The 16,643-nt window shown below is 68.7% G+C and carries 19 protein-coding genes; 8 read left to right on the forward strand and 11 right to left on the reverse strand.

Annotated elements, in window-relative coordinates:
- The first annotated feature begins 24 nt into the window (after positions 1–24).
- Positions 25–579 (forward strand): tetratricopeptide repeat protein, encoded by a 555-nt coding sequence (locus U5N23_RS16255; RefSeq protein WP_322593815.1) that lies wholly within the window; start codon positions 25–27, stop codon positions 577–579.
- Between the two features lie 18 nt (positions 580–597).
- Here U5N23_RS16255 and U5N23_RS16260 read toward each other — a convergent pair whose 3' ends face one another.
- On the reverse strand, positions 598–1,530 hold the full coding sequence (locus U5N23_RS16260; protein ID WP_322593816.1) for a LysR family transcriptional regulator: 933 nt from the start codon (positions 1,528–1,530) through the stop codon (positions 598–600).
- A 127-nt stretch (positions 1,531–1,657) separates the two neighbouring features.
- On the opposite strand from U5N23_RS16260, the gene U5N23_RS16265 reads away from it, so the two are divergent.
- Positions 1,658–2,245, forward strand: a complete 588-nt coding sequence (locus U5N23_RS16265; RefSeq protein WP_322593817.1) for an NAD(P)H-dependent oxidoreductase — start codon at positions 1,658–1,660, stop codon at positions 2,243–2,245.
- The gene (locus tag U5N23_RS16270) at positions 2,242–3,096 is read left to right on the forward strand and encodes a pirin family protein (protein ID WP_322593818.1); all 855 of its coding nucleotides are present in this window, start codon (positions 2,242–2,244) and stop codon (positions 3,094–3,096) included. Before U5N23_RS16265 ends, U5N23_RS16270 begins: the two co-directional genes overlap by 4 nt.
- Here U5N23_RS16270 and U5N23_RS16275 read toward each other — a convergent pair.
- The 4 genes from U5N23_RS16275 to U5N23_RS16290 all read right to left on the reverse strand — a co-directional run bounded on the left by U5N23_RS16275 (position 3,093) and on the right by U5N23_RS16290 (position 6,665).
- Complete coding sequence (locus tag U5N23_RS16275) at positions 3,093–3,659, reverse strand: hypothetical protein (RefSeq protein ID WP_322593819.1); 567 nt, start codon at positions 3,657–3,659, stop codon at positions 3,093–3,095. The two genes, U5N23_RS16270 and U5N23_RS16275, sit on opposite strands and share 4 nt — an antisense overlap.
- Before the next feature lie 20 nt (positions 3,660–3,679).
- Positions 3,680–4,507, reverse strand: coding sequence for a thioredoxin family protein (locus U5N23_RS16280; protein WP_322593820.1), 828 nt, complete (start codon positions 4,505–4,507; stop codon positions 3,680–3,682).
- 127 nt (positions 4,508–4,634) lie between these two features.
- Positions 4,635–5,327, reverse strand: coding sequence for a hypothetical protein (locus U5N23_RS16285; RefSeq protein ID WP_322593821.1), 693 nt, complete (start codon positions 5,325–5,327; stop codon positions 4,635–4,637).
- Positions 5,328–5,378: 51 nt separating this feature from the next.
- Positions 5,379–6,665: a helix-turn-helix domain-containing protein gene (locus U5N23_RS16290; RefSeq protein ID WP_322593822.1), complete on the reverse strand. Its 1,287-nt coding sequence runs from the start codon at positions 6,663–6,665 to the stop codon at positions 5,379–5,381.
- 89 nt (positions 6,666–6,754) lie between these two features.
- Here U5N23_RS16290 and U5N23_RS16295 point away from each other — a divergent pair, with 89 nt between their 5' ends.
- The 3 genes from U5N23_RS16295 to U5N23_RS16305 all read left to right on the forward strand — a co-directional run bounded on the left by U5N23_RS16295 (position 6,755) and on the right by U5N23_RS16305 (position 8,390).
- A complete protein-coding gene (locus tag U5N23_RS16295; protein ID WP_322593823.1) occupies positions 6,755–7,234 on the forward strand; it encodes a MarR family winged helix-turn-helix transcriptional regulator in 480 nt (159 codons plus the stop codon).
- A gap of 29 nt (positions 7,235–7,263) precedes the next feature.
- Positions 7,264–7,665 (forward strand): DUF1398 domain-containing protein, encoded by a 402-nt coding sequence (locus U5N23_RS16300; RefSeq protein WP_322593824.1) that lies wholly within the window; start codon positions 7,264–7,266, stop codon positions 7,663–7,665.
- A gap of 104 nt (positions 7,666–7,769) precedes the next feature.
- Positions 7,770–8,390 (forward strand): hypothetical protein, encoded by a 621-nt coding sequence (locus U5N23_RS16305; RefSeq protein WP_322593825.1) that lies wholly within the window; start codon positions 7,770–7,772, stop codon positions 8,388–8,390.
- Here the strand turns inward: U5N23_RS16305 and U5N23_RS16310 are convergent.
- From U5N23_RS16310 to U5N23_RS16320, 3 genes are read right to left on the reverse strand one after another with little or no spacing between them, the layout of a single operon-like run.
- Positions 8,342–8,725, reverse strand: coding sequence for a RidA family protein (locus U5N23_RS16310; RefSeq protein WP_322593826.1), 384 nt, complete (start codon positions 8,723–8,725; stop codon positions 8,342–8,344). The genes U5N23_RS16305 and U5N23_RS16310 overlap by 49 nt on opposite strands.
- 16 nt (positions 8,726–8,741) lie before the next feature.
- Positions 8,742–9,188 carry a hypothetical protein gene (locus U5N23_RS16315; RefSeq protein ID WP_322593827.1) on the reverse strand — a complete coding sequence of 149 codons (447 nt, stop codon included), beginning with the start codon at positions 9,186–9,188 and terminating at the stop codon, positions 8,742–8,744.
- Between the two features lie 23 nt (positions 9,189–9,211).
- Positions 9,212–9,607: a hypothetical protein gene (locus tag U5N23_RS16320; protein ID WP_322593828.1), complete on the reverse strand. Its 396-nt coding sequence runs from the start codon at positions 9,605–9,607 to the stop codon at positions 9,212–9,214.
- 197 nt (positions 9,608–9,804) lie between these two features.
- On the opposite strand from U5N23_RS16320, the gene U5N23_RS16325 reads away from it, so the two are divergent.
- Together U5N23_RS16325 and U5N23_RS16330 are read left to right on the forward strand one after the other, a co-directional pair.
- Entirely contained in the window at positions 9,805–10,851 is a 1,047-nt protein-coding gene (locus U5N23_RS16325; protein ID WP_322593829.1) for a helix-turn-helix transcriptional regulator, read from the forward strand.
- 254 nt (positions 10,852–11,105) lie between these two features.
- Positions 11,106–12,722, forward strand: coding sequence for a tannase/feruloyl esterase family alpha/beta hydrolase (locus U5N23_RS16330; RefSeq protein WP_322593830.1), 1,617 nt, complete (start codon positions 11,106–11,108; stop codon positions 12,720–12,722).
- A gap of 41 nt (positions 12,723–12,763) precedes the next feature.
- Here U5N23_RS16330 and U5N23_RS16335 read toward each other — a convergent pair whose 3' ends face one another.
- The 3 genes from U5N23_RS16335 to U5N23_RS16345 form a co-directional block, all read right to left on the reverse strand.
- Positions 12,764–13,489 carry a Fic family protein gene (locus U5N23_RS16335; RefSeq protein ID WP_322593831.1) on the reverse strand — a complete coding sequence of 242 codons (726 nt, stop codon included), beginning with the start codon at positions 13,487–13,489 and terminating at the stop codon, positions 12,764–12,766.
- On the reverse strand, positions 13,482–13,997 hold the full coding sequence (locus U5N23_RS16340; RefSeq protein WP_322593832.1) for a type IV toxin-antitoxin system AbiEi family antitoxin domain-containing protein: 516 nt from the start codon (positions 13,995–13,997) through the stop codon (positions 13,482–13,484). Before U5N23_RS16340 ends, U5N23_RS16335 begins: the two co-directional genes overlap by 8 nt.
- Positions 13,998–14,194: 197 nt before the next feature.
- A complete protein-coding gene (locus tag U5N23_RS16345) occupies positions 14,195–16,369 on the reverse strand; it encodes a TonB-dependent siderophore receptor (RefSeq protein WP_322593833.1) in 2,175 nt (724 codons plus the stop codon).
- Positions 16,370–16,643: the final 274 nt, after the last annotated feature.

Genomic DNA, 16,643 nt, shown 5'->3' on the forward strand with positions numbered 1-16,643 from the left:
GCCATTTGAAGAAGGAAGAACGCAATGACTGCCCACACCGCCCCCATCTCCCCCACCGCCAGATTGCTCACCCTGTCCGCCGCCACGCTGGCGCTGCTGTTCGCCCAGGCGGCCCAGGCGGCGGACCACCCGCCGGTGTTCCCGGCACGACCCGCCGCAGTACCCGCTGCGGCCCCCGCACCCGCCCCGGCGGCAGACAAGCTGGCCCAGGCACGCTACCTGACCCGGTCGCTGCAGTGGCCGGCGGCGCTCGAAGAACTCAAGCGCATCAACGACACCGGCAGCGCCGACTGGCACAACCTGATGGGCTACACGCTGCGCAGCAGCAAGGCCCCGGACCTGGCCGCCGCCGAGAAGCATTACGCCGAGGCGCTGCGCATCGACCCGCGCCACCGCAATGCGCTGGAGTATTCGGGCGAGCTCTACCTGATGAAGGGCGACCTGGACAAGGCGCAGGCGCGCCTGGCCACGCTATCCACCGAGTGCGGCGCCAGTGGCTGCCAGCAGCAGGAACAGCTGCAGGCTGCGATCGAGCGCTATAAGGCGGCGGGCAACAAATACGTACCGTCGAATTGGTAAGGCAGCGGCCCTCACCCTTCAGCACCGCCCCTCGGGCGTCCTCTCCAGCTCACCGAGCTTGTCCACCACCAGCGCGATGAAGGCCGACACGGCCAGCGGCAGGTGGCGGCGGCTGGGGTACAGCACGGTGAGGCCCTGGCCCTTGCGCTGGTACTGGGGCAGCACGGGCACGAGCAGGCCTGCCTGCACGTCGAGCCGGGACATGCCGGCGGGCAGCAGCGCAATGCCCAGGCCGGCCACGGCAGCGCGGCGCAGGGCCTGGGCGGTGTTGGCGCCAAAGCGGCCGCTGGCCTGCTGCACCTCGTGCACGGCGCCGTCAGGCCCCACCAGGCGCCAGGTGCCGCTGCTGCCTGCATGGCTGGCCGTGATGGCGTCGTGCCCGGCCAGGTCGGCCAGCGTGGCGGGCATGCCGCGCGCGGCCAGGTAGGCGGGGCTGGCCACCAGGCAGTCGCCCCGGGCTGCAAAAAGCTGGCGGCCCACGTAGCCCGAGTCGCCCACCTCACCGCCGCGAAACGCCACGTCGATGCGCTCGGCGATCAGGTCCGAGCGCCCATCGCTGAGCACGAAGTCGAGCCGCACGCGCGGGTGCTCGGCCAGGAAGGCGGCGATCCACTCCATGGGAAAGAAGTCGAAGAAATCTGCCGGCACCGCCACGCGCACACCACCGGTGGGCTCGTCGCTGCCCAGGCGCAGTTCCTGCCCGGCCTCCTGCAGGCCATCGACGGCGCCCGCGCAGCGCTCGTGGAAGGCCTCACCCGCACTGGTGAGGGTGAGCTTGCGGGTGGAGCGCTGCAGCAGGCGCGTGCCCAACTGCGATTCGAGCTGCTGCACGCGCCGGCTCACGGTGTTGGGCGGCAGGCCCTGGCGCCGCGCGGCCTCGGCAAAGCTGCCGCTGCGCACCACCTGCACGAACAGGGCGACATCGTTGAGGTCGAGCGCGGGTGTGGTCACGGATACCTTGCATGAATGGACGAGTGCAATCCCATTGTGCCATCTAGTCAACCAATGGGGTCCGCCCTAATCTTCAGGGCATCGGGGTACATCGCCCCTCCACCCCTGCCAGGAAGGACTTCCACCTATGACAATTTCGCAATTGCCCCACATCGGCATCGTGATCGGCTCCACCCGCGAGGGCCGCTTTGCCGACAAGCCCGCGCAGTGGTTCCACGGCATCGCCAGCCAGCGCACCGATGTCTCGGCCGAACTCATCGATCTGCGCGACTACCCCATGCCCTTTTTCGACGAGGCACTGTCGCCTGCCTGGGCGCCGGTGAAGAACGAGGCCGCGCAGCGCTGGGCGCAGAAGCTGGCCAGGCTGGACGGGCTGGTGGTCATCACCGCCGAGTACAACCACGGCCCCACGGCGGTGCTCAAGAACGCATTCGACTATGCGTACAAGGAGTTCGCGCGCAAGCCCATCGGCTTTGTGGGATACGGCGGCGTGGGTGCGGCACGCGCCGTGGAGCAGCTGCGCCTGGTGGCCACCGAGCTGCAGATGGCCCCCGTGCGCAATGCCGTGCACATGGGCATGGTCGAATTCCTCGGGGTCTGGCAGCAGGGCAAAAATTTCGAGGACTACCCGCACCTGGCGCAGTCGGCCAAGGGCTTGCTGGACGACATGGCCTGGTGGGCCAAGGCGCTCAAGACCGCAAGGGAGGCTGTATGAGCACGAACCTGGCCGAAGCGCCTGCCACCACGGCGACCCGCACCATTGCCTACCGCACGCGCGGCAGCATGCACGGCCCCATCACGCGGCTCGTGAGCCCTGGCGATGTCGGCGAGTGGATCAAGCCCTTCGTCTTTCTGGACCTGTTCGCGTCGGACTCGCCTGCCGCCTTTCGCGGCTTTGGCATGCACCCGCATTCGGGCATTGCCACGCTGACCTACCTGATGGCGGGCGACATGTCCTACGAGGACACTACCGGCAAGAGCGGCACATTGCACGCCGGCAGCGTGGAGTGGATGCGCGCGGGCAACGGCGTGTGGCATACCGGTGCGCCGGTGGGCGATGCGCCTTCGCTGGGCTTTCAGCTCTGGGTGGCCTTGCCCGCTGCGCTGGAGAATGCGCCCGCGCTCAGCCAGTACCTGGCGCGCCAGGAGATCCCGCAGGCCGGCCCGGCCCGCGTGCTGCTGGGCAGCCATGCTGGGGCGCAGAGCCCCATCGAGGCACCCTCGCCCATGACCTACCTGGCCGTGCAGTTGCGCGATGGCGAACACTGGCGCTACGTGCCGCCCGCAGGCCACGCGGTGGCATGGGTGGCGGTGGCAGCGGGTGCGCTGGATGCGGGCGGCGCCGTGGATACCGGGGAGCTCGCGGTGTTCGAGGAGTCGGAAGGCGCCATCGACTTCACGGCCCGGGGCGATACGCACTTCGTGCTGGGCTCGGCCGCCAAGCACCCGCACGAGCTGGTGATGGGCCGCTACTCGGTGCACACCAGCCGTGAGGCGTTGGCGCAGGGCGAGGCGGAGATCCGGCGCATTGGCGCGCAGCTGCGGCAGGAAAAGCGCTTGGGCTAGGCTTGGGCAGGTGTGCGCCGGCGCAGCGCCACCCAGCGGCACACACCCGTGGCCACCAGGCCTGTGACCGCGAGCATGGCCGCAATGTGCACCGCCACCCCCGCAAGCGCCCACCACAGTGGACCCGCTGCACCGGCGCCCTGCTCCACCACACCGCTGCCCAGGCACAGCGGTGCCAGCGCCGGCACCAGCATGAGCCCCGCGCCGTGCAGCGTGGACCCGAGAAACGCACCCAGCACCAGCCCCCCATGCCCGGCCAATGTGCGGGCTTTGCAAGGTGCACGGCGCCACAGGCACACCCCCACCGCCGCCACCAGCAGGCAGCCTGCTGCGGCCTGCAGCACGCTGCGCGGCAGCGCCCAGCCCCACATGACCGCAGCCACCACCAGTGCCACCGATGCGGCATGCCCTACCGCAATGGGCAGCAGCGCGCGCAGCGGCTGCGCCCGGCTGCCGCCAGAGCGCAGGCCCCAGGCGGCTGCGCAGGCCCAGCCGGTGGCGGGGTTGAGCCCATGCAGGGCGCCCGTGCCGGCCATCGCGAGCCAGGGCCACAGCGTGTCCATCCGTGGGCTCCCGGCCTGCCTCAGGCCTGGGCGTGGCAGCAGCCGCCGGCCGTGGCCACGGCAGCGGTCACCGTTGCCGCCAGCGGCGATGGCGCGGGCTGGAATGGCACGGCGCCTTCGTAGCGGTCGTGGTGGCGCACCCAGTCCATCGTGTACTCGGGGTTGCGCTCGTTGCGGCCTGCGGGGGTCAGGTCGATCAGGGGGTAGGCGCCCATCATCACCTCGACCCCGCGGCCGTAGGTCGAGTAGGTATGGAACACGTCGGCGCCCTCGCCCGGCTCCTTGTAGAACACGCTGATGCCGGGCGCCTCTTCGGCCGGAAAGGGCTGCACCGTGTAGTTGTAGGGCACCTCGCCGCGCGCCACCTGCTCGGTGCTGAAGCTCACGCCATAGTCTTGGTTGAAGTCGCTGCCGTGCGATGACACCCAGTGAAAGCGCCAGCCCATGCGCTGGCGAAAGTGCTCGATCTGCGCGAGCGGTGCGCGCGAGACCACCACCAGCGTGATGTCGCGGTTGGCGAGGTGGATGTTCATGCCGTCGATGTGGTCGGCCATGTACGAACAACTCGGGCAGCCCTGCTCCCAGCCGGGGCCGAACATGAAGTGCTGCACCAGCAGCTGGCGCCGCCCGTCGAACAGATCGGCCAGCGTGCGCGGGCCGGTGGTGGTGTCGAACAGGTAGGGCTTGTCCACCCGCACCCAGGGCAGCGCGCGGCGCTCGGCGGCGATACGGTCCTGCTGGCGCGAGAGTTCCTTTTCGCGCAGCAGCAGGGCCTGGCGCGCGACCAGCCATTGGCTGCGCGGGACGATGGGGTGGTGGAGTGAGGGGCTGTGGGTGGCGGTGGTCATGCGGTGCTCCTTCGAAGGGTTGGGGACGAGGCGCCCATGCGCGGCTCCAACTGCCCAACATGGGGCAATTGCTGCACGGGGTTTGGGTGAGATGGGGGAGAGCGGGCCGCGGCTGGCCCGCCGGGCGCTATGCCGCTTTGGTGCGGCGAATTGCGCGGACTTTCCCGCTTTCGCCGCCGCCGGCATAGAACAGGCCGGCGCCGTCGGATTCGAGCCCGCTCACGCCCGTGCCGGCCGGCATTTCCAGGCGCTCGATCACGGCACCGCTGGCGGGGTCGATGCGGCGGATATCGCTGGCATCGCCCTCCCAGGTGCCATGCCACAGCTCGCCATCGACCCAGGTCACGCCGGTCACGAAGGCGTTGGATTCGATGGTGCGGCGAATCGCCCCGGTGGCGGGGTCAATCTGGTGGATCTTGCGGTCGCGGTACTGGCCCACCCACAGGCTGCCCTCGGCCCAGGTCAGGCCCGAGTCGGCGCCCTTGCCCGGCGCGGGGATGGAGGCCACCACGGCGCCCGTGGCCGGGTCGATCTTGTCGATGCGCGACTCTGCAATCTGGTACAGGTGCTTGCCGTCGAACGCGGTGCCCGCATCGCAGGGAACGCCCAGCGTGTGCGTGGTCTCGCCGCTGGCGGGGTCGAAGGCGACCAGGCTGGCGCCCGTGGCGGCCCATACGCGCTGGCCGTCGTGCGTGACGCCGGCCACGGTGCGGGCACCGGCAAAGGGGCCGTACTCGCGCACGATCTCGGCGGGGCGGGCGGGGACACCGGTCGGTGCAATGCGGCTGGCGCTGTCGGGGCTGCAGGTGGTGATTGGCATGGAGTGCTCCGTGTTGGTTCGACCCCGGCTCGGGGGGTCGATGGGTGAACTCTATTCAAATGACAGCGCAGCGGGGAGTAACAAGATTGGCGTGAATCCGGCCAAGGGCGGTGCCAGCCAGCGCTGCGCACGCGCCTGGCCGATGGAGCGCACACGGCCCTGCGCCTGCAGCTCGGCCAGGGCGCGCTGCACGGTGCGCTGGCTGTCGCCCAGCGCCAGCGCCAGGGCCGAGGTGGACCACGCCGCACCATCGGCCAGCAGGGCCAGCAGCGAGGCCTGCTCACCCGCGATGGGCGGCGCCAGCACCGCCACGGAGCGCCCATCCAGGGGCCGCAGCGCAAAGCCGCGCGCCGTGGCCTCGATGCGGGCCCACGGCTTGACCAATGCGCGCAGGCGGCCGAGCTCCACGCGCAGCCGGGCGCGGTGGGTGTCGTCTGGGTGGCGGGTGCGAAAGGCGCTGGCGATCAGCGCGTCGCGCTCGGCATCTCCGGGCCAGGCCTGGACCAGATCGCAGGCCAGGGCGAACAGAATGGGCCGGCGCGCGAGGGACAGCCAGGTGGGGGCCGCACCGCCCTCCCCCTCTTCCTCCACCACCGATCCCGATCCCAGCCGGTGCCGGCAGGCATCGACCACCAGCACATCCGAGGCCAGCAGCGCCGCCACTTCGTCCAGCCGCAGCAACTGCTCGCGCGCCACACCGCCGCCATCGCCATCGCCTGGCAGCAGGCGCCGCGCGGCGGGGCGCTGCAGCGCGGCCAGGGCCTCGTCGACCTCGGCCAGCAGCGCAGGCACGCGGGCGCGCGCTGCCGCTTCGCGCGCCTGGGCCAGCGCATCGCGCGCCGCCGCCACGCGCAGCGAGCGCAGGGCCAGTTCGGCCAGCGTGAGCCCCGCCACGGCCGCCAGCGCGGGCGGCATGCCCGGCTCCCGCAGGTCGATGGGGACCAGCAGGGCGCCGGCCTCGCCCAGCCGGCCCATCAGCAGCCACTGGCGCGCGGCGATGAGCCGGGCCTGCAGGGCATTGGCCCGGTCGCCCCGGGCTGCAAGCGCAGAGGCCGCAGCCACCAGGGCATGCGGCGGGCCGTTCAGGTCGCGCAGGGCCAGGGCCACCTCGGCCTCGGCCACCACGCAGCGGGCGCGGGCCAGTTCCTCGTGCACGCCAAAGCCCCTGGCCGCGCGGCGCAGCAGATCGCGTGCACGCGGGTGCTCGCCCAGCTGCGCCATGGCAATGCCGCGCAGCGCCAGCGCAGGCGGGTCATCGCGCAGGGCCACCCGCTGCAGCGCGCCCAGCGCATCGCCGGCGGCAAGCGCACGGGCGGCGGCGGTGATCAGGGAATCCATGGTGCGGCAGGCTACACGACTGCGGCACTTGCAATTTGTTTCCCAAGAAACTATATTTCAGCCACAGATAGTTTCCACAGAAACAAAGCATGAAGAAAAACCCATCGCCCCACCCCAGCCCGCTCGAAGCCCACCTCGGCTACTGGATGCGTTTTGTCTCCAATCAGGTGTCGGCCGGGTTCCAGCAGGCGGTGGATGCATCGGGTGTGTCCGTCACCGACTGGGTGGCGCTGCGCACGCTGTTCGATGCGGACGATGGCGACAACCCCGCCACCCACGCCACGCTGACCCAGTCCCTGGGCATGACCAAGGGCGCCGTCTCCAAGGTCGTGGCCCGGCTGGAGGACAAGGGCCTGGTGGCGCGCGCGGGCGCGCCAACGGACGCGCGCAGCCACACCCTGTCACTCACGCCCACCGGCCGCGCCCTGGTGCCCGTGCTGGCCGCCAAGGCCGATGCCAACGACGAACAGTTCTTTGGCCACCTGCCTGCGGCCGAGCGCCAGCGCCTCGCGCGCCTGCTGCAGGAGATGGTGCGCCTGCACCAGTGGCAGGAAGTGCCGCGCAGCTGATTCCGAGAACCCATCACAGCGAGATGCCCATGAACGAAACGACCATCGCCACCATCGAACGCTGCGCCCAATCCTCCAAGGACGGCACGGCCCATTTCGGCGCCATCGTGCAGGCCCTCAGCGAGGCCGGCGTGGAGGCGTATTTTGCCGACTACCGCAGCAACGCGACCACCTACTACCTGCCCCGCGGTGAGACGCATGCCGTGGCCCTGCATCCGCCTGCCACGCCCATCGCACAGGGCTTCGACGCATCGGGGGTGCAGGCCGCCATCCGGGGGGCGCAGCGCGGCGAGGTGATGTACCCGGAGTTCCTTGAGCTCTCACGCGCAGCGGGCTGTGTGGGCTACATGGTGTGGCTGGCAGGGCGGCATGTGAGCTATTTCGGCCGCAAGGGGGAGGTGCATTGGGAGCAGTTTCCGGACGGGAAGTAAGCACAGCAGACGATCTCCTCGCAACCAGAGCACCGCAATGCACTGCGCAGCCAAGGGCCTTTCGCCATGGGCCTTGGGCCGTGCCCTGTGCATAGAATTTCGCCATGCCCCGCCCTCGCCCTCAACTCACGCCAGCGCAGCTGAAAAGCATTGCCGCCCATTCGCGTGGGCAGATCTTGAATGAGGCCAGGCAACGGGAACTCGACGCATCGCTTGCCGGCCTGCAGCGCTCCTTCGCCGAGTCCGAGGCGCGAATGAAAAAATTGCAGATGACCACCGCCTGGTGGGACCGGTATGGGCATTGGTTTGCCCGTGCCGCGCTGGTTCCCGTCGTGGTCCTGGCTGTCGGATTGATCTCCATGGTGGCCACCGGCCTCTGGAGTGGCGAAATCAACGTGATTTCCAGAAGCAGCAAAGCGATGGCGGGCCGGATAGATAGCCCCGTTGCCTACTGGCTGGCGGTTGTCCACCACTCGCTCATGTCAGCGTTTGTCACGTACGTGGCCGCCGTGGTGTTTCAGCTGTCGCGCTCCCGGATGGAACCCGAAATAAGCGCATCGGATACGGTGGAACTCTTCGAAGTCACTGCGCAGTCCAGCGATCTCCAGCCGGTGGCTGGCTCCTCAGACATGTCGCTGCACACCTTCGATCCCGATGCACGTCACGGAAAGGCCGATCACCCCGCCGCCACGGCCTCGATCTCCAACAACCACGCCTCGTCGTAGATACCGGCGATGATGACCGTGAGCGCCGGCGCATGGCCGCCCAGCGCGCGCCGCCGCGCCTCGCCATTCTCCTGGGCGTACTGGCGCGATGAGAGAAACGTGGTCACCTTCACCAGGTTGGCCACGCCCATGCCCGCGGCATCGAGCTGGGCCAGGATGTTGGCCCACACCAGGTCGGCCTGCTCGGCGAAGCTCTCGGGCACCCCACCGTCCCGGTCGACCGGAATCTGCCCGCTGATGACCAGCCAGCGTGTGGCGCCCTGCACGTCGAGCGCTTGGGAATAGCCACCAGAGGGGGGCCGTGCCTGGGACGAGTTGACGGGGGTGGATTGCATGGGTGGATATCTCCCGCTATAGCCTGGCCGCATGGGCCCGGTTCATCAGGTTCTCGACCAGCGGATGCTCTCGCAGCGGATTGAGCCGCCCGCCCGCGGGACTGAGCCCGATCTTGCGGCCAAAAGCGGTGGACCGCACGAAGTGCAGCGTCATGATTTCGGGGCTGGAATTTCTCGTGCCCTCGACCATGCGCAGATTGGACAGGGGTATCTTGTCGGTGGTTCGGCCGCGCTTGATCACCAGGTGGTCACCCCCGTCATAGACCTCATCGGCCAGATCGGATGCGGTCAGCCAGGTCACCACCCAGGTGAATACCGTGATACCGCAGGCTTCCAGGACGATGCGCAGGGACAGGCCGCCTTCTGTGATCGAGCGCGTGACCAAAATGACCAAGCCCACCCCGATCAGGGTGATCGGGCCCATCTTGAAGGCGGGGGTGAGTGAAGAGGACAGTTGTCTCATCTGGTTCCTGGCCCGGAAGCCCCTTACGCGCCAACCCCCTCCACCGACACCTCTTCGAACCCCGGCTCCTGTGCAATGAGCCCATGGAAAAAAACCAGGCACGGATCGTCGCCGACCATCTTCGCCTTGCCCAGCACGCGCTCCTTGAGCGAGCGGTGCTTGGTCAGCGACAGCACCCATTCGTGCTTGCCGTCTTCGCTCTCATTGGCGGCGGCGCCGACCATGTAGGTGCGGCCCTCCCAGCTCACATGCGCGTACCAGCCCCAGTCCTCGGCGTCTGCGTCGGTCATGTCCAGGTGGGCGGGCACGCGCGTGCGCAGCCATTCGAGCAGGGAATGGCCCCGGATGGGGTTGATGGGGTTCTCGGGCTCCCGCGAGACGTCGAAGAGCCGCGTGAGGAAGTGGATGGCAGGTTCCATGGGTATGCAGGTTGGCAGGGGGACGGGCCAGGCACTAGTCCAATGACCTGGCCAGCCTACCACCTCGGCATGACCCCGCAAACCGAATTCTGACCATGCCCCTCGCCCCCTGCGGGGCGAATCTGCGTACCATGCCGCCTGCCAAAGAGCCGATCAAGCGAACGAGCACAACCACATCCCAGGAGACAGGCGCCACCATGCAGGCCCACCCTACCGCCACCCCGCGCACGGCAGGACATTCCGCGCCGGTCTTCGAGCCTTTGCGCGCGCTGAGCGCCAGCCTGCTGCAATTGGCCGCCGTGGCGCGCACCACGCCGCCGCAGGCCCTGCTGCAGGAGGCACTGGAGACCCTGCGCACCTCCCTGGTCGGGTTCGATACCGCCTGGTGGGGCGAGGTGTCGCCCGGCCATGCCGATGCGCCGCCGCGCAACTGGCTGCATGGCAGCATCGGTCTGGCCAAGGGCTTTGCCACGGAGTGGAATGCGCTGGCCATGGCCGATGTGTTCGCCCAGCAGTCCATGGACCGGCTGGGCGTGGTGCTGCGCGAGAGTGCCGACGACCTGCCCGCGCAGCCGGGCGTGGCGATACCGCCGGACATCGAGGCCTTCTGCCGGCGCCACGGCCTGTACCACTGCATGGCGGTCACGGTGGCCATGCCGCGCAGCGGGCTGATGTTCTTCGTGAGCATGTACCGCGGCCCGGGCCGACCGAATTTCACGGACCAGGAGGCGGTGCTGTTCGGCGAGTTCGTGCCGCACCTGCTGGGCCACTGGCAGCACCGGCTGGAGCAATTGCAGACGGCGCCCGCAGGCAACGGTCCGTGGGACAGCTATGCACTGGCCGATGCGGACGGCCAACTGCTCTTCGTGGGCCTGCGCGTGGGGCTGGCGCTGCAGGCGGCCTACCCGGACTGGTCGGGCACCGCCCTGCCCCCGGCACTGCTGGCGGCCATGCCCGCCACGCTGCCGGGCAGCCTGCTGCTGGGCCGCGCCTGCCGGCTGCGGCTGGAAGCCTGTGGGCCGCTGCTGGCGATCAGCATTCCGTCGCCCCACGCCAGCAAGCCGCCGCTGGCCCCGCGCGAACTGAGCGCGGCCACGCTGTACGCGCACGGCCATTCGTACAAGGACATTGCCGCCACACTGGGCCTGACACCGGCCACGGTGCGCACCTACCTGCGCAGCGCCTATGCGCAGTTGGGGGTGCGCAACAAGGTGGAACTCGTCGCCGCGCTGCGCCGGCAGTGACATCAGGGCTGCGCTGAAAGGCGCGCTTCGTGGGCACTGGCACTACCGAGGCCAGTGCCCCCGTGCAAGGGCCGCCCCGCCGCACCGGGGGCGTCCCCCTTCCAGGGGGAAGGCGCGAAGCGACTCAGGGGGTGCCTAGTACTTTCCCAGGCCCTCTGCATTTGCAGAGGCGTCAAAACACCCACCCGTCCCTATCGTTGCGCCCGGAGCCCCAAGGCTTCGGAAGAACCAAGCAACAACAGGAGACGCATTCCATGTTTTCGATCCCACCGACCGCCGGCACAGCCAGCGGCCGCCCTGCCCTGCTCGCCGCCACCCTGACCGCCCTTGCCCTCACCGCCTGCGGCGGCAGCGACAGCAGCGCCCCCGCCGCCAGCCAGCCGCTGGCCCAGGCCTGCCCGACCTACCGCACGGCCACCCTGCCCCATGGCGCCACGATCACCCGCACCGAGCTGCGCGCGGCCGAGGGCCTGCTGCCCGAGGTGTGCATCGTGCGCGGCGAGATCGTCTCGTCGCCCCAGTCCACCATCCACTGGGCGGTGGAGCTGCCGGCCGGCACGGTGTGGAATGGCAAGACGCTGACAGTGGGCGGTGGCGCGTTCGACGGCTTCATCCCTACGGACGACCCGTGGTACCAGCACATCATCGGCGCGTCGGCCCAAACGTATGTGAAGATGAGCTCGGACTCGGGCCACCTGGCACCGGGCTTTGCCTGGGGCGCGAGCGATGTGGCGCTGCGCAACCATGCCTTCGACGCCAACCACTTCGTGCTGGAGGTGGGCACGGCCATCGCAAGCGACTTCTACGGCAAGCGCCCCACGCGCCGCTACCACATCGGCCACTCCAACGGCGGGCGCTCGGCCCTGGCCGCCACGCAGAACTACCCCAAGGACTATGACGGCGTGGTGGCCATGGAGCCCGCCATCAGCCAGCAGGCGCACCAGGCCAACCTGGGGCCCACGCTGCTGCGCCACGTCTTCTCCAAACCCGAGAACTGGCTGAGCCCCGCCAAGATCGCGCTGTACGCCCGGGCCGAGACTGCGGCCTGCGACGCGCTGGACGGCCTGGCGGACGGCATCATCGGCAACGTGGCGGCCTGCAACTACGTGCCCACCGAGCTGCTGTGCAAGGGGGCCGACAGCGACAGCTGCCTGACCGCCGGGCAGATCGAATCGGTGCGGCTGATCTATGCGCAAAAGGATGTGCCGGTGACCCTGTCACAGGGCGCGCGCGGCTACCCCGGCTTTGGCCGCGGCGGTGCCGCCACATCCGACTGGGAGGCCTATGTGTTCGGCCCCAGCTTCGAGGCGCGCGATTCGTTCAACTACATGGCCGTTTCCGCAGCCGCACGCCTGGTCGAGGGCAACCCCGCTGCCGACCTGCTCCAGCACGACCCCACCCGCTACCAGGCGTCGTACCTGCGCCTGGCGAACATGATCGACGCGACCAACCCCGACATATCGGCCTTTGCCGACAACGGCGGCAAGCTGCTGATCTGGTACGGCATGGGCGATGCCTGCGTGTCGGTGTACCGCACGGCCGAGTACCTGGACAGCGTGCGCCAGCGCCTGGGTGCCAGCAAGGTGCAGGGTTTTGCGCGCATGCTGACTTCGCCCTCCAACGGCCACAACCTCGACGGCCCGGGCACCGACCCGGTGAGCATCGACCTGCTGGCCGCCATGGATGCCTGGGTGGAGCGCGGCACCGCGCCCGACAGGCTGGTGGCCACGCGCTACGAGCCCGCCGACCCGCGCGCCGGCCGGCAGATCCCGGTGCTGCAGCGCCCGGTGTGCGAGTACCCGAAGTTCCCGCGCTTCGACGGCAAGGGCGACCCGGCGAAGGCGGAGAGCTTCAGCTGCTCGGCGGTGTGAGGGTGAAGGACTTCTGCTGCCCCGCAGCAGAAGTCCATCGCTCACGCCGAGCGGTACCCGCGCCTGCGCTCAAAAGCGGCGTATCCATCGGCGACCTGCGGGTCGGCGTACCTCGCCACTGCATCCTCGTGGGCGCCCAGACCATCGAGTCCGGGTAGGGCCGCTACGGCGGTCTGCCATTGCCCACGCGCTATGGGCCGGCCGATGAAGGGCGCCAGATAGGCATCCAGATGGCCTGCATTGGGATCCTCGATCTCGCGCGCAAGTGCCTGGAGGTAAGGGGTTTTTCGGGTGCGGCTCCAGTCAACGGACATGCCTGCCCGAAAGCACAGTTCGGCATGGACCAGCAGCATGGTCCGGCCGTTGCCATCGAGAAAGGGATGGCCATAGGCGAACAGGCCCATGATGAACCCGGGGCGGGTACGCATCTGCGTCTTGTCCTGCCCACGGGCCAGCCCATCCTCGACCGCACGCCGGCAGTCTTGTGGATGGCAAAAATACACAGCCCCTTTGATGATGGCCTTCTCCGGCATCAACTCGGCACGGTCTTTGCCCGCCCACGGGTAGAGCGCCTCGAACAGCAGCCGATGCACGGCCAGAAAATCGCTGTAGCCAATGCGCTTGCACTGCGCCAGATACGCCAGTGCCGAAGGAAGCTGCGCCCTGAAAAGCGCATGCTCAACCGCATGGACGATGGCAAGGTCCTTTTCCGCCCCCGTGTTGTGCAGATAGCCTGCGGTTTCGAAATCGCCAAACGGGTCAAACATGCGCTTTTTTGAGCGTGCGATGGTGCTCCATGACCAGCCGGGCCATGTCACCCGCAGAGAGCTTGCCTGCGCGGGTGAGCGCCACCAGCAGGTCGTCCGTGGAATCGCTGGAGACTTCGTCTCCTGCCAACTCGGTGACGGCCGCCGCCCACCGATCGCTGAACGTCGGCACATAGGCAATGCCCAGGCGCTTGGCCAGTGCGATCACATGGCGCGCCGTGGGCGTGATGGCCCGCGCCTGCCGCTTTTCTTGCACCGCCAGTTGATGGCGCGCCTGGATTTGCCGTGCGCGCGCGCTCTCAAGGAGCGCCTGTTCGCCCAACATGGCAAGCTTTGCCGGGTGGGCATACACGCCACGACCGATGCGCTGGATCAGGCCTTTGCGGCACAGCCCGTTGAGCGCCGCAGACACCTGGCTGTCACTGCCCAGGTCCTTCAGGTCAGAGCGGAGCAACAGACCGTCGCGGCGGGGGCGGATCGATTGCAGTATGCGGCCTTGGATGTCCATGTGGCTCATTGTAAATCAGACTGTTTTTCCTTTCAAATCATGCACTTGTGCGCAAACAGAACGCCGGACGAGGCGCTTGTCCACGAAGCCGCCACCATGGACAGGGCGATAGCCCGCGCAACGCAAAAAGCCCCAACCGGGCGCTTTGCAGCGCCAGCCGGGGCCTTCCGCTATCGACCTGAGGGGCTCACATCCGATCAGTAACTCGCCCGCAGCGTCACGCTCGCATTGCGCGGCTCGCCGAAGAAGTTGCTGCGGCCCGTGGTGTACACGCGCTGCCAGTAGACCTTGTCGGTGAGGTTGTTGAGGTTGAGCGCTATGCTCCAGCGCGGATCGATGCGGTAGCTGATGGCGGCGTTCACCACGCCGAAGCCGGGGCGGTGGGTGTTGGTGGTGGCGTTGCCGCCGCTGGCGCTGCTGTAGGCATTGACGCCCGCGCCCACGCTCAGACCGTCGAGCAGTCCTTCGTTGAAGCGGTACTGCGACCACAGCTTGACGCTGTGGTGCGGCGTGAGCGCGTTGAGCGGCAGGCCGCCGCTCGATGTGTCGCGCACGTAGCGGTTCTCGTTGTAGGCGTAGCCGGCGTAGACATTCCACTGCTTGGTGATGCGGCCCGAGGCTTCGAGCTCCACGCCCTTGCTTTCGACCTCGCCCTGGGCGATGGAGAAGCCGGTGTTGACCGGGTCGGCCTGCGCGCGGTTGACCTCGCGGATGCGGTAGACGGCGGCGTTGGTGGTCAGCGCCCGGTCGAAGAACTCGCCCTTCACGCCCACTTCGAGCTGCTTGCCAACGATGGGGTCGATCACGCCGCCGCCAAAGGCCAGCTGCGTCTGCGGCGTGAAGGCGTCGCTGTAGCTCACGTAGCCCGAGACCTGCGGCGTGAACGCATAGGTCAACCCGGCATAGGGGCTGAGCTTGTGGTCCACCTGGCTGGTGGTCCAGGCGCCGGTGGTGGGCAGCAGGTTGCGGCTTTGCGTGTCGTACCAGCTCACGCGGGCGCCCAGCACCACGGTCAGCGGGTCGGTGATGCGCAGGCGGGTCTGGCCGTACAGGCCGTACTGCGAGGTTTCGGACTGCGAGCGCGCCGTGGCCGGGCGATCGGGGTACGGCACGGCCGAGTGGTCGGGCGCATACACGTCCTGCACGTAGTAGTTGGCATAGCGGCCCGAGATGGAGGCATTGGTGTTGCGGCGCCAGTCGGCACCCACCACCACATCGTGCTTGCGGCCCAGGGCGTTGAAGCTGCCGGTGAGGTTGGCGTCCAGCACGTTCTGCTCGATGCGCGTCTGGTTGAACCACAGCATCAGGCTGGTGCGGCCGTTGGTGGGCGTGACCTGGCCGTTGGGCAGGTACAGGTAGTTGGTGGCCTGGTCGTTGCGGTAGCCGCTCCAGTGCAGGCGGGCGCGCCAGTCGTCGTTGAAGCGGTGCGTGAGTTCGGCGTACACGTACTTCTCGTCCTGCTCGGAGCGGTTCCAGTCCGCGCCCAGCCAGGTGGAGCGCGGCACGTCGAGCAGCGCGCCGGTGGTGTACGAAGGCAGGCCGCCGGTGAGCCAGCCGTCCACCTTCTGCGCGTGCGCGCCGACCAGCAGGCTGGTGGTGGGCGCGAGCTTGAAATCGAGCGAGCCGGCAATCGCATAGCGGTCGCGCTGGGCGCCGCTCTGGTAGGTGCCGCCCTCCTGCTTGGCAGCCGACAGGCGGCCCAGGATGGTGCCGGCCTGGTTGAGCGGGCCGGTCACATCGACCTCGGCACGCTTGGTGGACCACGAGCCAAACTGCACCGCGCCGCGCGCCTGGAAGGTATCTTGCGGGCGCTTGCGCACCAGGTTGACGGCACCGCCGGAGCTGGAGACACCGCTGAACAGCGCCGAGGGGCCGCGCAGCAGCTCCACCCGGTCGAACAGCACGGAGTCCCACGCGGCGGCGGTGCCAGGGGCCGGCACGCCGTCGATCATGTAGTTGTTGATGGCGAAACCGCGCGACGAGTACGAGGCCGATTCGCTGTCGAAGCGCTCGGAGACATAGCCCACGGTCTGCTCCAGCACTTCCTCAACGTTGCGCATGTTCTGGTCTTCCATGCGCTGCTGGGTGACCACGCTGATGGACTGGGGGATCTCCTTGAGCTCGACCGCCGCCTTGCCCACCGTGGCCTGGGTGCTGTTGTAGCGCTCGGTGCCTTCGGTGCTGGTGCGGTCCTGCTGGGCGCGCACGGTGACCGGGGGAAGGTTGGAGGTGGTGGCGTTGCTGGCGGAGGCAGGTTCTGCCGTCTGTGCGCGGGCGGTGGTGCTACCCATGGCGGCCATGGCCGTCACAAAGGCCATCACGGCCAGCGCCACAGGCGCGGGGGTCAGAGGGGATGGGGAAGAAGGCTTCATCGTCATCAGAGGCTTGGGTCATGCAAGAGCGGTTGAAGATGTCCCCATCCCTGCCGCGCAGCGAACGCGCGCACGCAGGCCAGCGACCCCGGCTGCGCACAAGGCAGCCGCGGAGCAGGCGGTGGGTGGGGAAGAGCGATTGGCTGGCGCAGGTGCGGACCGTCCCTTTGGGGCGGCGCACTGCCGGGCCGGGGGAGGCCTCTGGCGCTGGCTGGTGCTACGGCAGCTGCCGTAGTGAGAATCGTTTCATTCTATAACAGAATGAATACTTACC

Source organism: Acidovorax sp. (assembly GCF_034519795.1).
Taxonomy (GTDB): domain Bacteria; phylum Pseudomonadota; class Gammaproteobacteria; order Burkholderiales; family Burkholderiaceae_C; genus Acidovorax.